The sequence below is a fragment of the Corynebacterium sp. genome (assembly GCF_030530965.1).
Classification (GTDB): Bacteria; Actinomycetota; Actinomycetes; order Mycobacteriales; family Mycobacteriaceae; genus Corynebacterium.
In genome coordinates this window covers 1-16,611 of the sequence record NZ_JAUMTY010000049.1, presented here as the reverse complement: position 1 = coordinate 16,611, position 16,611 = coordinate 1, and the positions used below count along the sequence as shown (strand labels likewise).

Here is a 16,611-nt window from a genome sequence, read left to right as displayed (position 1 = left end):
ATCCCCTTCGTGCTTGGATTTCACCATGTCGACATAACGCGCAATGGGTCTCACCTGTATTTCTGCGGCGCGTTCGACAGCCGAAAGGATCCGCGACGGCTTTTCATTAGCTTCGAGGTTGTCATTCTCGACGTTCTCGCTGCCATCGAGCTCGTCGTCGGACTGCTTGTCAGAGTGCTTTTTTGATGAGAAACGGTCCTTTATCGCGCTGGGTACAACGTTAAGTAATGAAGCCATGAAGACAATTCTATTAGGAGCCTATGACAAGCGGGTTCTCCTGTGTCCGTGTGTGGACGTGTCATGCCTGTGGGCTAGGCTGGTGGACGCGATTATGTGTGGTGCGTCGACGGCTGATTGCCGGACGTACGACGCAGAATGTACCGGAAGTGAAGAACGCGTCGTTCGGCGTACCGCGTCGTGTGAAGTACAAGGAGATTTGCGTGGCTGCATCGGTAATTGACACTGTGGTGAACCTGTGTAAACGCAGGGGCTTGGTGTATCCGAGTGGTGAAATCTACGGGGGAACTCGGTCGGCGTGGGATTACGGTCCGCTCGGCGTTGAACTGAAGGAAAACATCAAGAAGCAGTGGTGGCGGACATTCGTTCAGTCCCGCGGGGACATGGTGGGCCTGGATTCGTCCATTATTCTTCCGCGTGAAGTCTGGGTGTCCTCGGGCCATGTGAAGACCTTCACCGATCCGCTGGTGGAGTCCTTGCACACACACAAGCGGTACCGGGCTGACCACCTCATCGAGGCCTACGAGGCCAAGCATGGTCACCCGCCGGCAAATGGACTTGCGGATGTTCCCGACCCAGAGACCGGGCAACCAGGGGAGTGGACTGAGCCGCAGATGTTCTCCGGCTTGATGAAGACCTACCTTGGTCCCGTCGACAATGAAGAGGGACTGCATTACCTTCGCCCGGAGACGGCCCAGGGCATTTTCGTGAACTTCAAGAATGTTCAGACGACGTCCCGCAAGAAGCCGCCGTTCGGTATTGGCCAGCTGGGCAAGGCGTTCCGCAATGAGATCACTCCGGGGAACTTCATTTTCCGGACCCGCGAGTTTGAGCAGATGGAGATCGAGTACTTCGTTCCGCCTGCTGATGCCCCACAGCACTTTGACCGCTGGGTTGAGGATTGCTGGAACTGGTTTGTTGACCTGGGCATTGATCCCGATCATTTGCGGAAGTTCGATGTTCCAGAGGATGAGCGCGCTCACTACTCCGATCGGACGATCGACCTGGAGTATCAGTTCGGTTTCGCTGGCTCGGGCTGGGGTGAGCTCATGGGCATTGCGAACCGCACCGACTTCGACCTCCAGAGCCACATTAAGGGCTCGGGCGAGGACCTCAGCTTCTTTGATCAGCCCACCGGCGAGCGCTACGTCCCCTACGTCATCGAGCCGTCGTTTGGTCTGACGCGCTCATTGATGGCCTTCCTTATCGACGCTTACCACGAGGATGAAGCTCCCAACGCTAAGGGTGGCGTAGACAAGCGCACGGTGCTGCGTCTGGATCGTCGCCTGGCTCCGGTGAAAGTGGCGGTGCTGCCGCTGTCGAAGAAGGACACGTTGACGCCGACGGCGGAGAAAGTGGCGCAGGACCTGCGCGGTTTGTGGAACGTCGACTATGACATTTCGGGTGCGATTGGCCGGCGCTACCGCCGCCAGGATGAGATCGGTACGCCGTTCTGTGTGACCGTCGATTTCGACACGCTGGATGATCACGCGGTGACTGTCCGCGAGCGCGACACGATGGAGCAGGAGCGCGTCAGCATTGACAAGTTGCAGGGTTACCTGGCTGAGCGGTTGGCAGGGTGCTAAATGAAACTATCGTGGGGTCCTCGTAAAGAAGACGGTGGCGTTGCCCACCTTGATCTTTTCCGTGACGACGAATTAATCGCGCGGTTTTCCCAGTCGAGGGAGCTGACATCGGCGCGGGTGAAGCCATCCGGCGCTGCGGCGGGAGGCGACCAACCGTCCTCGGAATCGAGTGCGGATCCGGAATCGTGGCCTGAGTGGACATTTGTCCCACACACGAAGGGGAGGTTGTCCGCGTCAGGGCCTGATGGGCAGAATTTCCACGCTGATCCGCAATCTCAGCGCGAGGGGAAAGAAGGGCAGATCGGGCGTGCAAAGCGTGTGGCCCTGGACATGGGTAGCGCAGAGACGCCTTCTGCCGATCCTGCTTCGGACAGTGCTGAAGTGTCCAAATCCAGTGGCGCGTCGGAGGGCGTACCCGCAGTTAATATCGTCAACTGCGGCAAATTGGACTTCGTGTTCGAGACGCCCGATGAGACGAAATTAGGGCAGTTCACCGGCGGTAATCGCGGTGTCCGGCACGTGGTTGTTGAATTAGAGCCCGGCCAGGAGTCGGCGATGACCACCGAGCAACAGGTGTTTCTGGCGTGGGTTGCCCGGATGCAGTTGGAGTCGCAGTTAGTCACAAGCACCTGGATGTGGACGGTGCTGTTGATCGTGCTCCTGCCGTTTATGTTGTTGGTGTTCTTGCTCTAAGAATCTATGGCCGAGAGGCCGCCGGTTGGCGTTCGGCTGGATCGCGGCCACCAGAGGAGCGGTGGCCACACCGGCGACCGCCGGCCACAGAGAACCACCGGAGCGTGTTAGAACGCTCCGTCGAATCCGCTGCCGCCGTCGCTGAAACCGCCGTCGCCAAATCCGCCGAAGCCACCAAAGTCGTCGCCGAAACCATCGCCGAAACCGCCGCCGTAGTTTCCGTACCCTCCGTAGTGGCCACCGCCGTGGAAGAGGGAGGAGATCAACATTCCGGCGATGAAGGCGCCGCCGTTGCCACCGCCACCGAAGTAACTCTGATTGCGTCGAGTGAAATCGTCGATATCGTTGCGCGCTGCTTGTTCGGCCCGCCTGCCTAATTCGCCAGCGTGGCGTGCCTCCGAGATTGCACGTCGCGTGTCAGTGGTCCGCAGCGACTGGGCCTGGCTCAATTGCCGTTGAGCGTCAGAGAGCAGAGTTCGCGCCTGCGAGCCGACAGCCTGACCACGGGTAGAGATCAAACTATCCGCTGCCTCAATCTGCGCGGCCGCATCATCGCGCGTCCGATCGAAAACACGAAGCGCCCGGTTACGGTCCCGATCCGAGTCACGCGCTTGTTCAAGCAGCGCGTCGAGCTTTTCATCCGCCTCCAACAACCGCTTATACATCGCCAGCGGATCAGCACCGGTTCGCGTGAGCTCTCCACCCTTTGCGTTGGTTGATCCGCTTTCATCCTGGTCGCCACCCGTAGTAAGAGCAGCCGCTGACGACCCCGTCGGCGCGTCGATAGCGCGCGCATCCTCTACCGCATCCCACGCTTCAGTCGCAATGGCGTCCATCTTGTCGAAGTCGAACTGCGAACCCTGAACACTTGCCCGCGCACGAAGTTTCCCAGCCTCGGTCAGCTCCTCAGTGATCTCGTCAATAAGGGAGCGAATATTGCTCCGAGCCTCGGCAATCCGCTCGTCGGCCTGCTCGATATCTGTGAGGAGATCGTCGGCTTGGCCGGTGGTCATTTCAGCGGTGCGGATATATTCCACGAGCCCGCCTTGCTCACCTGCAGGTTGGTGGGTGAGAGCACGGCCTTTATCGACGGCACGCTCGGCGTTATCCAGGTGCTCGGTGGCAATGTCAACATTGTCCGCGATGGAAGCCAGGGCATCGGACGCATACTTCGTGCGCAGCTCGCTCAGCGTTGATGACGCCTGAGGCAGCCGTGCGCGAAGCGACACAATGCGTTGCGTGAGCTCATCCAGCCGTCGGTCCGAATCGATGAGCAGCCCGCGAAGTCGCGAGAACTCGTCGGATTGTTTATCCAGGCCGCGGTCGGCTTGCCCACATGAGCTCACGATGTCCACAAGCATGGCCTTGCGCTCTTCTTCAGAACGCACCGTCCCCGAATCAATTTTGCTGCGGAGCTGGAACGCCCTCTCCAGGGTCCGCTTCGAGTGATCCATGGCCCGGATGAAGGGCCGCGCCCGGTCTTCACCGAATTCCGCAATGGCCAGCCGAAGTTCGTCGTCGGCTGTCCGAATCGACGCATCCGTACTCGTGAGCTCTTCCTGCGCGCGTTCCTCCAGCACGGAGTAGGGCAATTCGTTGAGCGACGTTGTGTCATCCGGATTGATGGTTTGGGCATCCTTGACCATCGTTTCCTGTTGCTTCTTCGTGCGTCGCCGGTTCATGTACCACACGCCGCCACCGGCAGCGATGATGGCAATAGCCCCACCGCCCAGCCAGAACAGTGCCGCCGAATTATCATTCGCATCCTTCGCGGCGTCGATCTTGTCGGTGATGACGGTATTCCAGTCGGGGTTATCCTCCGCGAGGGGTTCCTTGGCGGCCTCGTACGTTTTCTTTGTCACAGCATTGCCGACGTTCCGCCCGCCGTACACCCCCTGCGTGCGCTTAGTGACGTCGAAAGCCACGATAAGCACATTGGACTGCGGGTTCTCCTGGAACCGCTCGTGCGCCCATTCTTTCCCCGACATGCTGCCGAAGCTGTTTTCGATGTAGACAGTCATGGCGATGTCATCGTCGACCTGTAGCTTCTTGATTTTCTCCGTCAGGTCTTTCTTCTGACTGTCGGTGAGGGCTCCAACGCTGTCATTGATGCGTTCGCGGGTAACCACACTGGAACCGCTAGTGTCGGTACTTGATCCTGTGGAGTCACTTTGAGCGACGACGTTGGTCTGCGCGGTGTGTGCCGCCTGAGCTGAGGCTTCGGGCATGGTTGCGCTGCCCAGCAGCACGCCGCCCGTGAGTGTGAGCGCGGCTGCGGTTGCAGTGAGCCGCACACCACGTCTGCGGGCGGTGCTCGCCGAAACGGCGACGTGTGTGGCGTGCTCAGTGATGTAGTGGTCGTTCCGGATGACTGCCATGATCTAAAGAATAGAGAAAACTGTGGAGTGTTTGCCTACACGCATGTGTTTGGGTGTAGGTTAGCGGGCTGTACCTGGCGGTCGTGGATGGAGGACGTGTGGGGCGTTGGTTGGGCCGGACTCTCTGGCGTGTGGTGGTTGGTGCCGTGTTGATCACCGCTGTATTGGTCTGCGGTACGGCGTTGCGAATTTGGCAGTTTGCCCGCCATGATGACGACACTCCCTCTGATGTGATCGTGGTGATGGGGGCCGCGCAGTACAACGGCACGCCGAGTGAATGGTTCGCTGCGCGCCTAGACAAAGCCGCCACGATGTACCAGGAGGGCACTGCCCCCGTTATCGCGACCTTGGGCGGCAAGCAGGAGGGTGACCAGTACACGGAGGCTGAAGCCGGCAAGATGTACTTGGAGAAGCTGGGCGTGCCGTCGTCGGCAATTGTTCCTATCAGTGATGGCTCGGATACCTTGACCTCTGCGCGGGCCCTTGCGGAGTACTCGCATAATGAGAACCGTCATTGGTCCTCGGCGGTGGTGGTGACGGATCCGTGGCATGCGTTGCGTGCTCGGACGATGGTTCGGGATCAAGGTTTTACGACGCATTCCGTATCGACGCGTCACGGGCCGTCGGTGTGGTCGCGTGATGCGCAGTTCTCGGGGATTCTGCATGAGACCGGCGGTTTGATTTTTTATCAGGCGACGCATCGGTCCAATGTGATGTCGGAGCAGGATGTAGAGGATTTGTTGAAGTAGGCGCGCCTCTAATGATTTGCGGCGTGTAGTGCGACAATAGCGGTATGAAATTGCGGAAGGTGTACCCGTATTCTGAGCGGGATCATGAGCGCCGTGTGGTGGAGGGGCCGAAGGGTGCTCAGTTGGCGGGGGCGACGCCGGAGATGCGGGACGATTTTGATCGGGATCGCGCCCGGGTGCTGCATTCTGCCGCGTTGCGTCGGTTAGCGGATAAGACGCAGGTGGTTACTCCGCAGACGGGGGATACGCCGCGGACTCGGTTGACGCATAGCCTTGAGGTGGCTCAGATCAGTCGGGGCATTGCGGCGGGGCTCGGGGTGGACACTGATTTGGCCGAGTTGGCGGGGCTTAGTCATGACATTGGCCACCCGCCCTATGGCCACAACGGTGAGCGGGCATTGGACGAGCTCGCGCAGGATTGTGGTGGTTTTGAGGGCAATGCTCAGACATTGCGTATCTTGAGCCGCTTGGAAGCGAAGGTGTGCGATGTTCGCGACGGCCACCCGGTGAGTGTGGGGTTGAATTTGACGCGTGCGTCGTTGGATGCGACGTGTAAGTATCCGTGGACGGCATCGAGCCCACAGGGTGTCGCGAGGAAGAAGTATTCGGCCTATGACGAGGATGCTCCGCTGTTGGAGTGGATCCGTCGCGGTGCTCCCGAGGGCAGGAAGTGTCTGGAAGCCCAGATTATGGACGTCAGCGACGACATCGCGTATTCGGTGCATGACGTGGAGGACGCTGTGTTGTCGGGCCGCGTCAGCCTCAACGTGTTGTGGGACCTGGTCGAGATTGCCCAGTTAGCGGAAGAGGGCGCGGGTGTCTTTGGCGGCGATCCCGATGCACTCGTTGACGCTTCCGACCGGTTGCGTCAGCTGCCGGTCATTGCCGAGGCGGCTGATTATGACGGGACATTGGGCGCGTCGGTGTCCTTGAAGGCGATGACATCGCAGCTGGTGGGGCGCTATATTTCCGCGACGGTTGCTGCGACTCGACGTGCGATGACGAATGGGGACGAGTCCGCGTGGACGGAGGAGATGGCCGCGGGGAGGTTTTCCAACGATTTAGTCGTGCCACCCGATATTGTGGCCGAAATCACCCTGTTGAAGTCCGTGGCGGTGCTCTACGTCATGGATCAGTCGCTGCATCAGAAGAACCAGGAGCGTCAACGTGATCGGCTGTTCCGCGTGAAGGATTATCTGTATGCGGGCGCGCCGACGAGCTTGGATCCGCTGTACCAAGGCTGGTGGAATGAGGCCTCGACGGATGCCGAGCGTTTGCGCGTTGTCATTGACCAGTTGGCCTCGATGACGGAGTCCCGGCTCGAGCGGTTGGATAGGTCGGCTCGGGATTGGTCAGCAGGGTGGAGCTAGTTTTCCTGCATCTCACAGAATGACGAGTAGTGGTCGCTGGTGTAGTACCAGACGTCGGGGTGCGTGGCGGTCGAACCGCCCGTAATGATCCTGGCAGGTCCGCGACTGTGATCCGTCTTATCCTCGTCGACGGTGTATTCGCGGTAATAGTTGCTCTTCTTGTGAGGGAGTGCGTTCTCGTAATTCCCGAAGTGGGAACCGTCCTTCTGCGGGTAATCAAATGGCCCACCGGACTTGATATCGTCGACGACCACGCGTGCCTGATCAGGCAGCTGGTTCGCGTTGCACGCTGGGATGGAGTTCGACCGCCCCTTATGCGACCCGCTCGATGACTCAGTTGATGACCCGTTGCCCTGCGATCCGTTGTGGCTCGGGTTGTTGACGGAATCCCATCCCCACAGGCCAACTGCACCCGCCACCACAGCACCAAGTATCGACGTCAACGTACGAAGGGATAACACGTGACGCCCCCGTCGGGAGTTCCGTGATCCGTTGTGTGTGTTCTTCTGAGGTGCACCCGGCATGGTCGATATTGTGTCATACCCTGGCGAATGTCACGGCACTCCTCGGGCTTGACATGACGACGTAGCATAGTTGCCATGGCCAGAGGACGAATCCCGGAGAGTGACATCGATGCGATCCGTGAGCGCACGCCGATCGAGGAGGTCGTGGGCGAATATGTGCAGCTAAAACCCGCCGGTTCAGATTCGCTCAAGGGGCTATCGCCCTTTAAAGACGAGAAGACCCCGAGTTTCCACGTCCGTCCCAACAAGGGGTACTACCACTGCTTTTCGACGGGGAAGGGCGGCGACGTTTTCAGCTTCCTCATGGAAATGGAGCAGGTGTCGTTTCCCGAGGCCGTCGAACAGTGTGCGGAGCGCATTGGCTACACCATTAACTATCAAGGTGGCGGGCCCGGACGTCGGGAAGAGCCGGGGACTCGCCAGCGACTCGTCGCCATTAATAAAGCCACCCAGGAGTTTTACCGCGAACACCTGGACACCGATGAAGCTGCGCCGGCACGGCAGTTCTTACTCGACCGCGGTTTTTCTCAGGAACACGCGGAGCAGTTTGGGTGTGGCTACGCGCCGGGCGGATGGGACACCCTGACAAAGTTCCTGCTCCGCAAGGGTTTTGACGTCAAAGAGTTAGAGGCCGCCGGGGTGACTTCCCAGGGGCGTCGTGGGCCGATTGATCGTTTTCACCGACGCCTGACCTGGCCGATCCGCAACACTGCGAACGATGTCATTGGTTTCGGTGCCCGCAAACTCTTCGACGACGACAAGCTGGGGAAGTACATGAACACCCCGGAAACCTTGTTGTACAAGAAGTCGAAGGTACTGTTCGGGATTGACCAGGCCAAGAAGAACATTGCCGAGCGCCACCAGGCAGTCATTGTTGAGGGCTACACGGATGTTATGGCCATGCACGCCGCCGGGGTGACGACGGCGGTTGCCGCGTGTGGAACAGCGTTCGGGGCGGACCACTTGCAGATGGTGCGACGCCTCATGCTGGATGACTCCCATTTCCGCGGTGAGATGATTTATACCTTCGACGGCGATGAAGCAGGGCAGAAGGCAGCCATGCGCGCCTTCGAAGGAAATCAAGAGTTCTTGGGTAAAAGCTTCGTCTCGGTTGCACCGAATGGTCAGGATCCGTGCGACTTGCGCTTGTCCGGCGGTGACGCCGCCGTGCGTGATTTGGTGATGTCTCGGATTCCGATGGTGGAGTTTGTTGTACGAACGACGCTTGCCTCGTTTGACCTTCACACGACGGAAGGACGATTGCAGGCCATGGAGGCCGTTGCGCCCGCGGTCGCCAGCGTCAAAGACACCACACTGCAGAAGGCGTACGCCAGGAAGCTGTCCGGGTGGCTCGGCTGGGATGATGTGAGCGACGTCGAAGCCGCTGTACGACGAGCCGCCCGCAAGCCACAATCGTCCGGGCTGAAGCGTGGACGAGCACGCCAGCAGCGGAATACGTGGAGCGTGAAATCCCCAGCCGCGAATGGCCCACAGGGTTCCAACCAGCCGCGTTTCACCAGGCCAAACCCGCGTAATGGCGAACTCGCCGGCGAACGTGAGGCTCTCAAGATCGCTTTGCAAGAACCAGCTGCCGCCGCTGAATTGTTCGATGTTCTGCCCGCAGAGAGCTTTCGGCACCCCACCTACCGGGAAATATCCGAGGGAATTCGGCGCGCCGGGGGGTGCGCTGCGGCCGCGGATGTGGAGTCGGGCGGGAACTCGTGGGTGACGAAGGTTATTGAGAATCTTCCGCAGCCGATGGGCGAGTCGATGGTGACTGAGCTCATGGTGGAGCCGATCCACTATGAGGGTGAAAATATGGAGTGGTTCGTGCGGAGCACGATGGTCCGCCTGCAAGCAGTGTGGGTGGGCAACCAGATTGCCGAACTCAAGTCGACGCTGGAACGCCTGCGACCGAGCGACGACGAGTACAACAACCTGTTTGGCGACTTAGTGGCGCTCGAGCAATACAGGACCGGTTTGATTAAGCAGGCGACGCAGCGGCCTCTATAAGGCCGGCTGGTCAACTCTGCGCCGCCCGCACCATCCGCGCCACCCGCACGGCGTTAGCCGTCGCCTCGTTAGTCCTCGTCGGGGACGTAAATGGTGGTGTCGTCGTCGTGCCGCGTCCGGATATTCCGCGCCCGGAGCTCACGCATCCGCGGTTCCGGATCCAGAGCGTTGGCTAATGCCTTCCTCCCCGCGTGGAGGGCCGATTTGGCGACGGGGGAGTTAATCGCTGCCTCATAGCCTCGTCGGATCTGGTCGTAACGCTTCCGACCTGCCTTCGTGCCCATGACGTAGCCCGCTGTGGCGCCGGCGATAAACGTAGTCAAACGCATATGTTTTCTTTCGTGTGATGGCGTCGGTTGGAGTTAGAACTCTTCGTATTCGTCGGGGTCCTGGTCCTTCTCGCGGCCGTCGGGCTTGGTGAGGGCATTGATAGCCTCGACCTCGTCGCTGGTCAGCGTGACATGCAAAGAATCGAGATTTTCCTTTTGACGCTTTTCCGACGCGGATTTCGGAATGGCGAGGCTCCCGATGGCCCGGTGCCACGCAAGAACAACCTGGCCGACGGAGGCGTCGTGGTTCTTCGCGATGGAAACGATGGTGTCTTCCTCGAAGACGGCGCCTCGAGCAAGAGGGCTCCACGCCTCGGTAATGATCCCGTGTTCCTTGTCATAGGCGCGGGTTTCAGCCTGGTTGAAGTACGGGTGCAGCTCGACCTGGTTAATAACGGGAAGCTCGCCGGTCTCCCGTTCGAGCGTGTCCAGGTGCTCCGGAGTGAAGTTGCAGACACCGATGTTGCGGATAAGTCCACGATCCCGGGCTTCCATTAATGCTTTCCACGCCTCAACGTATTTGCCCTGCTTCGGGTTCGGCCAGTGGATGAGGTAGAGGTCGATATAGTCCAGCCCGGTGCGATACAGGGACTCCTCGATGGCGCTCAGTGCTTGGTCATGTTCCTGGTATCGGCCGGGAAGTTTGCTGGTGACGGTGACGTCGTCGCGCGAAACAATTCCTTTATCAATGGCCGCGCGAATACCCGCCCCGACGGTGCCTTCATTTTCGTAATTGTAAGCGGAGTCGATGAGCCGGTAGCCCATCGTGAGTGCGGTCTCAACGGACTCTGCACCGCTTTGTCCCCAGAGTCGGTACGTGCCAAACCCCAGCGCAGGGATGGTGTAGCGGTCTGTGGACAGGGTGGGAATTGATTGTTGGTTATTTGTCGTGGAGGAATCAGTCATAGGGCTAGTGTAACCACGCTCGCCGACGCCCGGCCACGGGAAGTCGTGGGATTCCGCGCCACGACTGGGCCTCAGCCGGGCCAACGTTGGGCCAAACTCTGTGTCGAGACCGGCCCGATGTTCGTTTAACACGTTGTCCGGTTGTTCGTGGCAGACAAGGAACAGCTAGTGTTGATAGCGAACTTAAATGCGTTTCTGTTCTACGTTTTTCGTATCGCCGCGAGCGAAGGCGCGCACCCACGGTGGTTGCTCCTCTTTTAGTGGCGACGTCTGCCTCGTGGCCATATAGGTGGCGGGATAGCAGTGTGCTGTGGTCGCACTGTGCTTGCGTAGGGCCGGGACGGCTTTAACCACTGGGAGGACCTCGTGGACTCTAAGGAGCCATCGTCTGCGTCGGACAGCCAATTCGCTGGCCGAGCTGGTAGTGCGGACAGTGCGTATAACCCGTGGAAGGGTGATCCGTCAGGCGCGGATGACGTGTCGGCGCCGGAAGAACGACCGGAAGAGCGAAATGCGCCGGCGTTTCCGTTTCTTACGTTCGATCCAAGTTTGAAGGAATTGACCTCGTCGGGTGGCCGCCACCGGCGCCGTGAAGTCGATGTTCTCCGCCCCGAAGACGAGATTTCTTTTATGGGGCACCCCCTCACCGGTGGCGGACAGCGCCCGCGGCAGGATGAGTCTGAGTCCTCGGGCGCGGGGTATCCGGGTTTCCCCTCATCGCCGGCGGATATGTCAGGCTATGACGGCGAAATTCTAGAGGGCGAAGTCCTCGGTACCGACGATGCAGCGGACGCCGCGCCGGGCCGAGAAGATCGCACGCCACATGATCAGGGCCTTTATACCCACGCCTCGGAAGATGCGTTCGACCGTCCTGGAGTTGGGGACACGGATGCCCGTCCCGCCGACCTCATGCGCGGAGACGGAGACGTCGACAATGATGACGCGCCTGCCGCTGATGCAGCAGCGCCACGGTCCTCTGCAGTGAAGACCAAGCCTGCGACCAAGACGAAGCCCTCCACAAAGAAGGCTAAATCCTCCGCAGCGAAAACAAAGCCGGCTAAGTCAGGGAAGAAAACGTCTGGTCGTCGTTATCCCCACGCGAAGTTTTGGTCCACCGTAGCGGGATCTGTTGCCTCGCTGATGATGACCCTTGACATGACGATCGTCCTGGTGGCATTGCCGGACATCGGCGAGAGCCTCAAGTTGTCCTTGTCGGGCTCACAGTGGATCGTCAACGCGTACACCCTGGCTTTCGCGGCACTCTTGCTGGGCGTCGGCAGCCTCTCCGACCTGGTGGGACGCCGAGGCATCTTCATAGTCGGGCAGTTGGTGTTCGTCGCGGCATCGGTCGGATGTATGACGGCGGATGCCGAAAATTGGATGATTGTGGCTCGAGCTATCCAGGGCGCCGGGGGCGCCATGGTCTTCGGGTCCAGTCTGCCCCTTCTTTCCGACGTTTTCGGACCCGGGGAGGAAAAACAGCGGACAAGCGCGGTGGCTGTGTTCATGGCGGCCGGTGCTGCGGCGGTGGCGTTGGGCCCACTTGTTGGTGGCGCCATCGTTGAATTCTTCGACTGGCGCTGGATCTTCGCGATCAACATTCCGATCGGGCTACTGATCATTGTGGGAACGTTGATCGGTGTGCCGAAAGACGCGCAGCAGTGGCGTCGGCAAGCTTTGGAAGATAGGAAAGCACGGCTGCTCGCTGAAGGGCACGCCGACGAGGTAGAAAAGCTTGAAGACCAGCAGGTTGAAGAGACAGTGCCGCCGATTTCATGGCTCACGCTCATTGTGGCGTCCGTGTTCCTCTTTGCCCTGAACTATGCCCTCCTGACCGGCCCGGATGATGGCTGGACTGACGGCAAAGTCTTCATCGGCTTCGGCGTCAGCCTGGCTGGTTTGGTCCTGTTGGTGTGGATGCAATTGGCCAAGGGCGACAAGGCCATGATCGACGTCCGCATGTTCGCCATCCCATCCTTCTCTGCGGTGACCATCGTTGCGTTTGCCGCCCGACTGTTCAGCTTCGGGATGATGCCGTACATCGTTCTCTGGCTATCCGGGGCAGTGGGCTTAAGTTCCCTCGAAGTTGGCTACGTGACGACGGCGCTGGCTATCCCGATTATTCTGTTCTCGCCTGTGGCGATTCAGCTGGGTAAGAAGATCAGGGTTTCGGCCATTCAGGCCCTGGGAATGATCATTATTGCCGCTGGCCTGCTTCTCGGCCTGAAGTTGAACTCCAACTCCGGCTGGGTGGACATCATTCCGATGTACATCGTGGTTGGCATCGGTACAGGGTTGATGCTTCCGCACTTGATGGACGTTGCTGTCTCTGTTGTTGCTCCCCGTAAAACGGGTACCGCGACGGGTATTGCCAACACAGCTTTCCCCTTGGGGACGAGTTTCGGTGTGGCTATTTATGGCGCAATTCTGACAGCGGCAACGTCATCGGGTTTGAAGGCTGTGTCCTTCCCGACGGCATCGGTGATGAATATGCAAGCGGGTGCGCAGCAGTTGCCACCGGGAGTTCCGGCGCCTGCGCCTCAGCTGCCACCGGGAGCGGTATTGTCGCCGGATAAATCGACCATCACGATGGATGCTCCGCAGAAGATTGTCGATTTAGCGTCGAGTGGGCAGTTCCCGCTCATTCGCCAGCACGCCCCGATGTTTGCTGACAAGGCTTTGGAGTCGTACATCAACGGGTTACATAACGTGCTGATTATCGCTGCGGTCCTGGCTGCTGTTGGTGCTCTTGTCGCGCTGATCTTTATTCGTGACAAAGACCGTTATGAAATTCGGAGCCAGAAAGGGCATGAAGGATAATACATCGACCGAGGGGATGTCAGGATTTAACAATCACTATCGAATAGGAACCTCCTATTTAGGGTAATACTCGTTACATTTTCATAACGAACCCTGAAATTATCTTTTTATAATTGTGCTCCTGACTTGATGTTTGGTATACCTAGCCACATGGCTGACAGTGATATAATGCTCACTCCGGGTGAGCAGGGTGTATTTTCCCGTAAATTCCGATCCAATCTGCTCCTGTTTTGGTTGCCAACAACCATGGTGGTGACAAATCGCCGTATCGCAATCAAATATCTAAATACTTTCTTGGGAGCTATCCCCATTGGGTATGAAGAACGATCCATTCCCATGGGGTCAATTGCAGGTGTGACGACCTCGAGACAGGTTAAAGTTCCGCCGCTTCTCATCTTTGGGATCATCTCGTTGATCGGCATCGTCCTTTTCTTTAATTCGATCGGCAATGGCAGTGGCGGTGGGATTATAGGCGGTCTGCTCCTCGCAGTTATTTTTGGTGCGCTAGCAGCCAATGCCGTGCGTTCGGGGATTATTTTTACGAATAATGGCGGTGGAGCGTCTGATGTCACCGTTTCCCCGTTGGACAGCGGATCACTCGAAGAGTTCAAGAACAAAGCTAACGAATACATTTACTCTTCCACTGACGCAGGAACGTCGTGGCAGATGCAGGGCTACTCAGATCCGATGAACCAGCACAACGGTTTTGGCGGAGGCCAGCAACAGGGCTTTGGTGGCCAGCCTCAGCAGTTCGGCAACCAGCAGCAGGGATCTAATTCCTCGCAGGGTTTCGGTGGACAGCAGCAAGGCTTTGGCGGTCCGCAGCAAGGTTTCGGTGGCCAGCCTCAGCAGTTCGGCAACCAGCAGCAGGGATCTAATTCCTCACAGGGCTTTGGTAGCCAGCAACAGGGCTTCGGTGGCTCGCAACAAGGCTTCTCGACGGGCAACCAGAGTGCGCAGAACTCGAATAGTGGTTCCCAACCGTTCAATGGCGGGCAGTCTTTCGGCGGAAACCAAAGTCAGCAAGGTGGAAGCCAGCAGTGGGGATCTGACCAATTCAGCAACCCCAATCAATGGGGACAGTCGTCACCCCAAGGTAGCTCGAGCACGAGTTCTAGTCACTCAGCTTCAGATGAGTCTGAGTCCACTCACACGAATGAACGACCTGGAGATGGTGGGTCGAATCGTGGTTCCGTGTACACAGACGAATCTGAAAAGAAGGATTCATCCGACGACTAGCACGCCTCTCTGCTAGGCGGAAATAAATTCCGATGAGTTAGGTCTAGCCCCTACCAGCTGAAAGCTGGTAGGGGCTTTAACATGAGTGGGTCTGGACTATATCGAATATGTTGAATAGGTTCTTGATCGCCGGACACTAAACAAACTGGACTCGGTCAATTCTTGTAGGCGTCTTGTACGCGCAACATGACAGTCGGTCGTTGTGCGTTGGTTATCTGTGAACTGCACCGAAGAGAAGAGTCAAGTAGTGGACTAAATGCTAGTCCTTTGTGAAACTCATTTCTTCTTTATTTGCAAAATCTCGAATTATGAGTGAATCGTCTTCAAACTTGTACTCCGTTATATCATCTTTATCGCCGGAGTCCGTCGAGCTACTGCCAAATATGCCCCAGTTGCCCTCATGTATTTCGAGTGCCCTCTTCGGCCGATTTATTTTACCTGCCAACTTCGCAGCGTAATAACCGTCACTATAGAATTTCATTAAAAAGTCATCTCCGGTGACCTTAAGAACCGCTTTACTGTCACTAGATTCGCTGACCCACTTGCCATCCGAAAGTTTGTCGTTCGACGAACATCCAGAGAGTGCAATTACACTGGCCAGAGAAACGCTAACGAGGGTGAGGATCTTGTTCCGCATTTGAACTACTTTTCCTTCACTAGAGGCCTTATAACGTAGCTTTCGTGGGTTGTGGACTTCTACCACTTGCAATTAGAGAATCTCATTAGCCTATGTCAAAAGATTTCCGGCTAAGCTAGCAGCATTGAATCTTTACCTACGCTACGCAATTCCTAGGCCTAATGTGGTTAGTTATTTTCCGGGTTGTTCGAGTAATTTCCCTGCGTCTGTTGCGGCTGGTTGTACCCGTTAGCAACTCCAGGATTCTGATAATTGGCTGGGTTCTGTTGCTGGTTCCCTCCTTGTCCCGGAGAGCTGAACTGCGACTGCGGGGCCTGGTTTTGTGGGTTGTAACCGATGTATTGGTTGAAACCATTGGAGAAGTTAGTCACTTCTGTATGCGCCAGAGCGGAGACATCGACTTCATCCTGACCGTCAAAGTTATCGATGACTACAAGCCGCGACCGATACGAATTAGCTACCAGAGCGAGTGATATAAGCATGCAGATCACGGAGAGAGTCATGATAAGTGGACTGACTTTCCCCTCCGGGTAATCACTGTAGTATTCGTCGATTCCTGGCTTCTTCGCATGAAAAGAGCTGATAAACCAGATCAAGCTAAGGGCAAAGAGGAACGCCGACGTAATTAAGTAGGTGAGATCAAACGTTTTCTTCGTCTCGGTATGAGACACCGAGCGTGAATCGATGTTATTGAGCCGATTACCGATGGGAATTAAACCGAACAATAAACGTGGGCGGTTAATAGCAATGCGCTCATCAGTAACCGCTAACGTGGTTTTCTGCCAGAAGGTAATCAGTCTCGACGGAACCTTAGTAAGGTGGATGCCGTTTTCGTTGGGGCGCAAAGAAACGTTGAGATCAGACATATTCTATTTTTATCATTTTCGCTAACTTCGGTCTATGGCCTTAGGGCACGGTACCCGCATTATGGTGACCGTCGTATGGATGGATGCGGCGGCGATATCATGGGGCCGTGCTTAGTGGTTCCGCCCATATAAGCCCAGCTCAATCCACTGATTTGCCTCTGCTGTGGTCTCTCTGTACAGTTCTATCTCGTTGCGGACATCGTCCGCAGAATCCCCCATAGCTCAATTGGCAGAGCATTCGACTGTTAATCGAAGGGTTACTGG

General features: G+C 57.5%; 14 protein-coding genes. 7 read left to right on the top strand and 7 right to left on the bottom strand.

Annotated features, from left to right (window positions below; translation table 11 throughout):
• Nucleotides 1-237, bottom strand: a 237-nt coding sequence (locus Q3981_RS08700) for a hypothetical protein (RefSeq protein ID WP_303125330.1), incomplete at its 3' end; no start/stop codon positions are given.
• Nucleotides 238-440: 203 nt separating this feature from the next.
• Here Q3981_RS08700 and Q3981_RS08695 point away from each other — a divergent pair.
• Together Q3981_RS08695 and Q3981_RS08690 are read left to right on the top strand one after the other, a co-directional pair.
• Nucleotides 441-1,823: a glycine--tRNA ligase gene (locus tag Q3981_RS08695; protein ID WP_046203056.1), complete on the top strand. Its 1,383-nt coding sequence runs from the start codon at nt 441-443 to the stop codon at nt 1,821-1,823.
• Nucleotides 1,824-2,516, top strand: a complete 693-nt coding sequence (locus tag Q3981_RS08690; protein WP_303125326.1) for a hypothetical protein — start codon at nt 1,824-1,826, stop codon at nt 2,514-2,516.
• Between the two features lie 107 nt (nt 2,517-2,623).
• On the opposite strand, the gene Q3981_RS08685 is transcribed toward Q3981_RS08690, so the two are convergent.
• Entirely contained in the window at nt 2,624-4,894 is a 2,271-nt protein-coding gene (locus Q3981_RS08685; RefSeq protein ID WP_303125324.1) for a TPM domain-containing protein, read from the bottom strand.
• 131 nt (nt 4,895-5,025) lie between these two features.
• Here Q3981_RS08685 and Q3981_RS08680 point away from each other — a divergent pair, with 131 nt between their 5' ends.
• Together Q3981_RS08680 and Q3981_RS08675 are read left to right on the top strand one after the other, a co-directional pair.
• The gene (locus tag Q3981_RS08680) at nt 5,026-5,643 is read left to right on the top strand and encodes a YdcF family protein (RefSeq protein ID WP_237698438.1); all 618 of its coding nucleotides are present in this window, start codon (nt 5,026-5,028) and stop codon (nt 5,641-5,643) included.
• 59 nt (nt 5,644-5,702) lie between these two features.
• A complete protein-coding gene (locus tag Q3981_RS08675) occupies nt 5,703-7,013 on the top strand; it encodes a deoxyguanosinetriphosphate triphosphohydrolase (RefSeq protein ID WP_303125335.1) in 1,311 nt (436 codons plus the stop codon).
• Here the strand turns inward: Q3981_RS08675 and Q3981_RS08670 are convergent.
• On the bottom strand, nt 7,010-7,537 hold the full coding sequence (locus Q3981_RS08670) for a ribonuclease domain-containing protein (RefSeq protein ID WP_303125315.1): 528 nt from the start codon (nt 7,535-7,537) through the stop codon (nt 7,010-7,012). The two genes, Q3981_RS08675 and Q3981_RS08670, sit on opposite strands and share 4 nt — an antisense overlap.
• Before the next feature lie 75 nt (nt 7,538-7,612).
• On the opposite strand from Q3981_RS08670, the gene dnaG reads away from it, so the two are divergent.
• A complete protein-coding gene (gene dnaG / locus Q3981_RS08665) occupies nt 7,613-9,550 on the top strand; it encodes a DNA primase (protein ID WP_303125313.1) in 1,938 nt (645 codons plus the stop codon).
• A gap of 68 nt (nt 9,551-9,618) precedes the next feature.
• Here dnaG and Q3981_RS08660 read toward each other — a convergent pair whose 3' ends face one another.
• Nucleotides 9,619-9,873 (bottom strand): hypothetical protein, encoded by a 255-nt coding sequence (locus tag Q3981_RS08660; RefSeq protein ID WP_303125332.1) that lies wholly within the window; start codon nt 9,871-9,873, stop codon nt 9,619-9,621.
• Between the two features lie 39 nt (nt 9,874-9,912).
• On the bottom strand, nt 9,913-10,785 hold the full coding sequence (locus tag Q3981_RS08655; protein ID WP_303125311.1) for an aldo/keto reductase: 873 nt from the start codon (nt 10,783-10,785) through the stop codon (nt 9,913-9,915).
• Between the two features lie 366 nt (nt 10,786-11,151).
• On the opposite strand from Q3981_RS08655, the gene Q3981_RS08650 reads away from it, so the two are divergent.
• Nucleotides 11,152-13,605, top strand: a complete 2,454-nt coding sequence (locus Q3981_RS08650; protein WP_303125310.1) for an MFS transporter — start codon at nt 11,152-11,154, stop codon at nt 13,603-13,605.
• 150 nt (nt 13,606-13,755) lie between these two features.
• Complete coding sequence (locus Q3981_RS08645; RefSeq protein WP_303125308.1) at nt 13,756-14,844, top strand: hypothetical protein; 1,089 nt, start codon at nt 13,756-13,758, stop codon at nt 14,842-14,844.
• A gap of 259 nt (nt 14,845-15,103) precedes the next feature.
• On the opposite strand, the gene Q3981_RS08640 is transcribed toward Q3981_RS08645, so the two are convergent.
• Together Q3981_RS08640 and Q3981_RS08635 are read right to left on the bottom strand one after the other, a co-directional pair.
• Nucleotides 15,104-15,481 carry a hypothetical protein gene (locus Q3981_RS08640; protein ID WP_303125306.1) on the bottom strand — a complete coding sequence of 126 codons (378 nt, stop codon included), beginning with the start codon at nt 15,479-15,481 and terminating at the stop codon, nt 15,104-15,106.
• Between the two features lie 167 nt (nt 15,482-15,648).
• Nucleotides 15,649-16,347 (bottom strand): hypothetical protein, encoded by a 699-nt coding sequence (locus Q3981_RS08635; RefSeq protein ID WP_303125304.1) that lies wholly within the window; start codon nt 16,345-16,347, stop codon nt 15,649-15,651.
• Nucleotides 16,348-16,611: the final 264 nt, after the last annotated feature.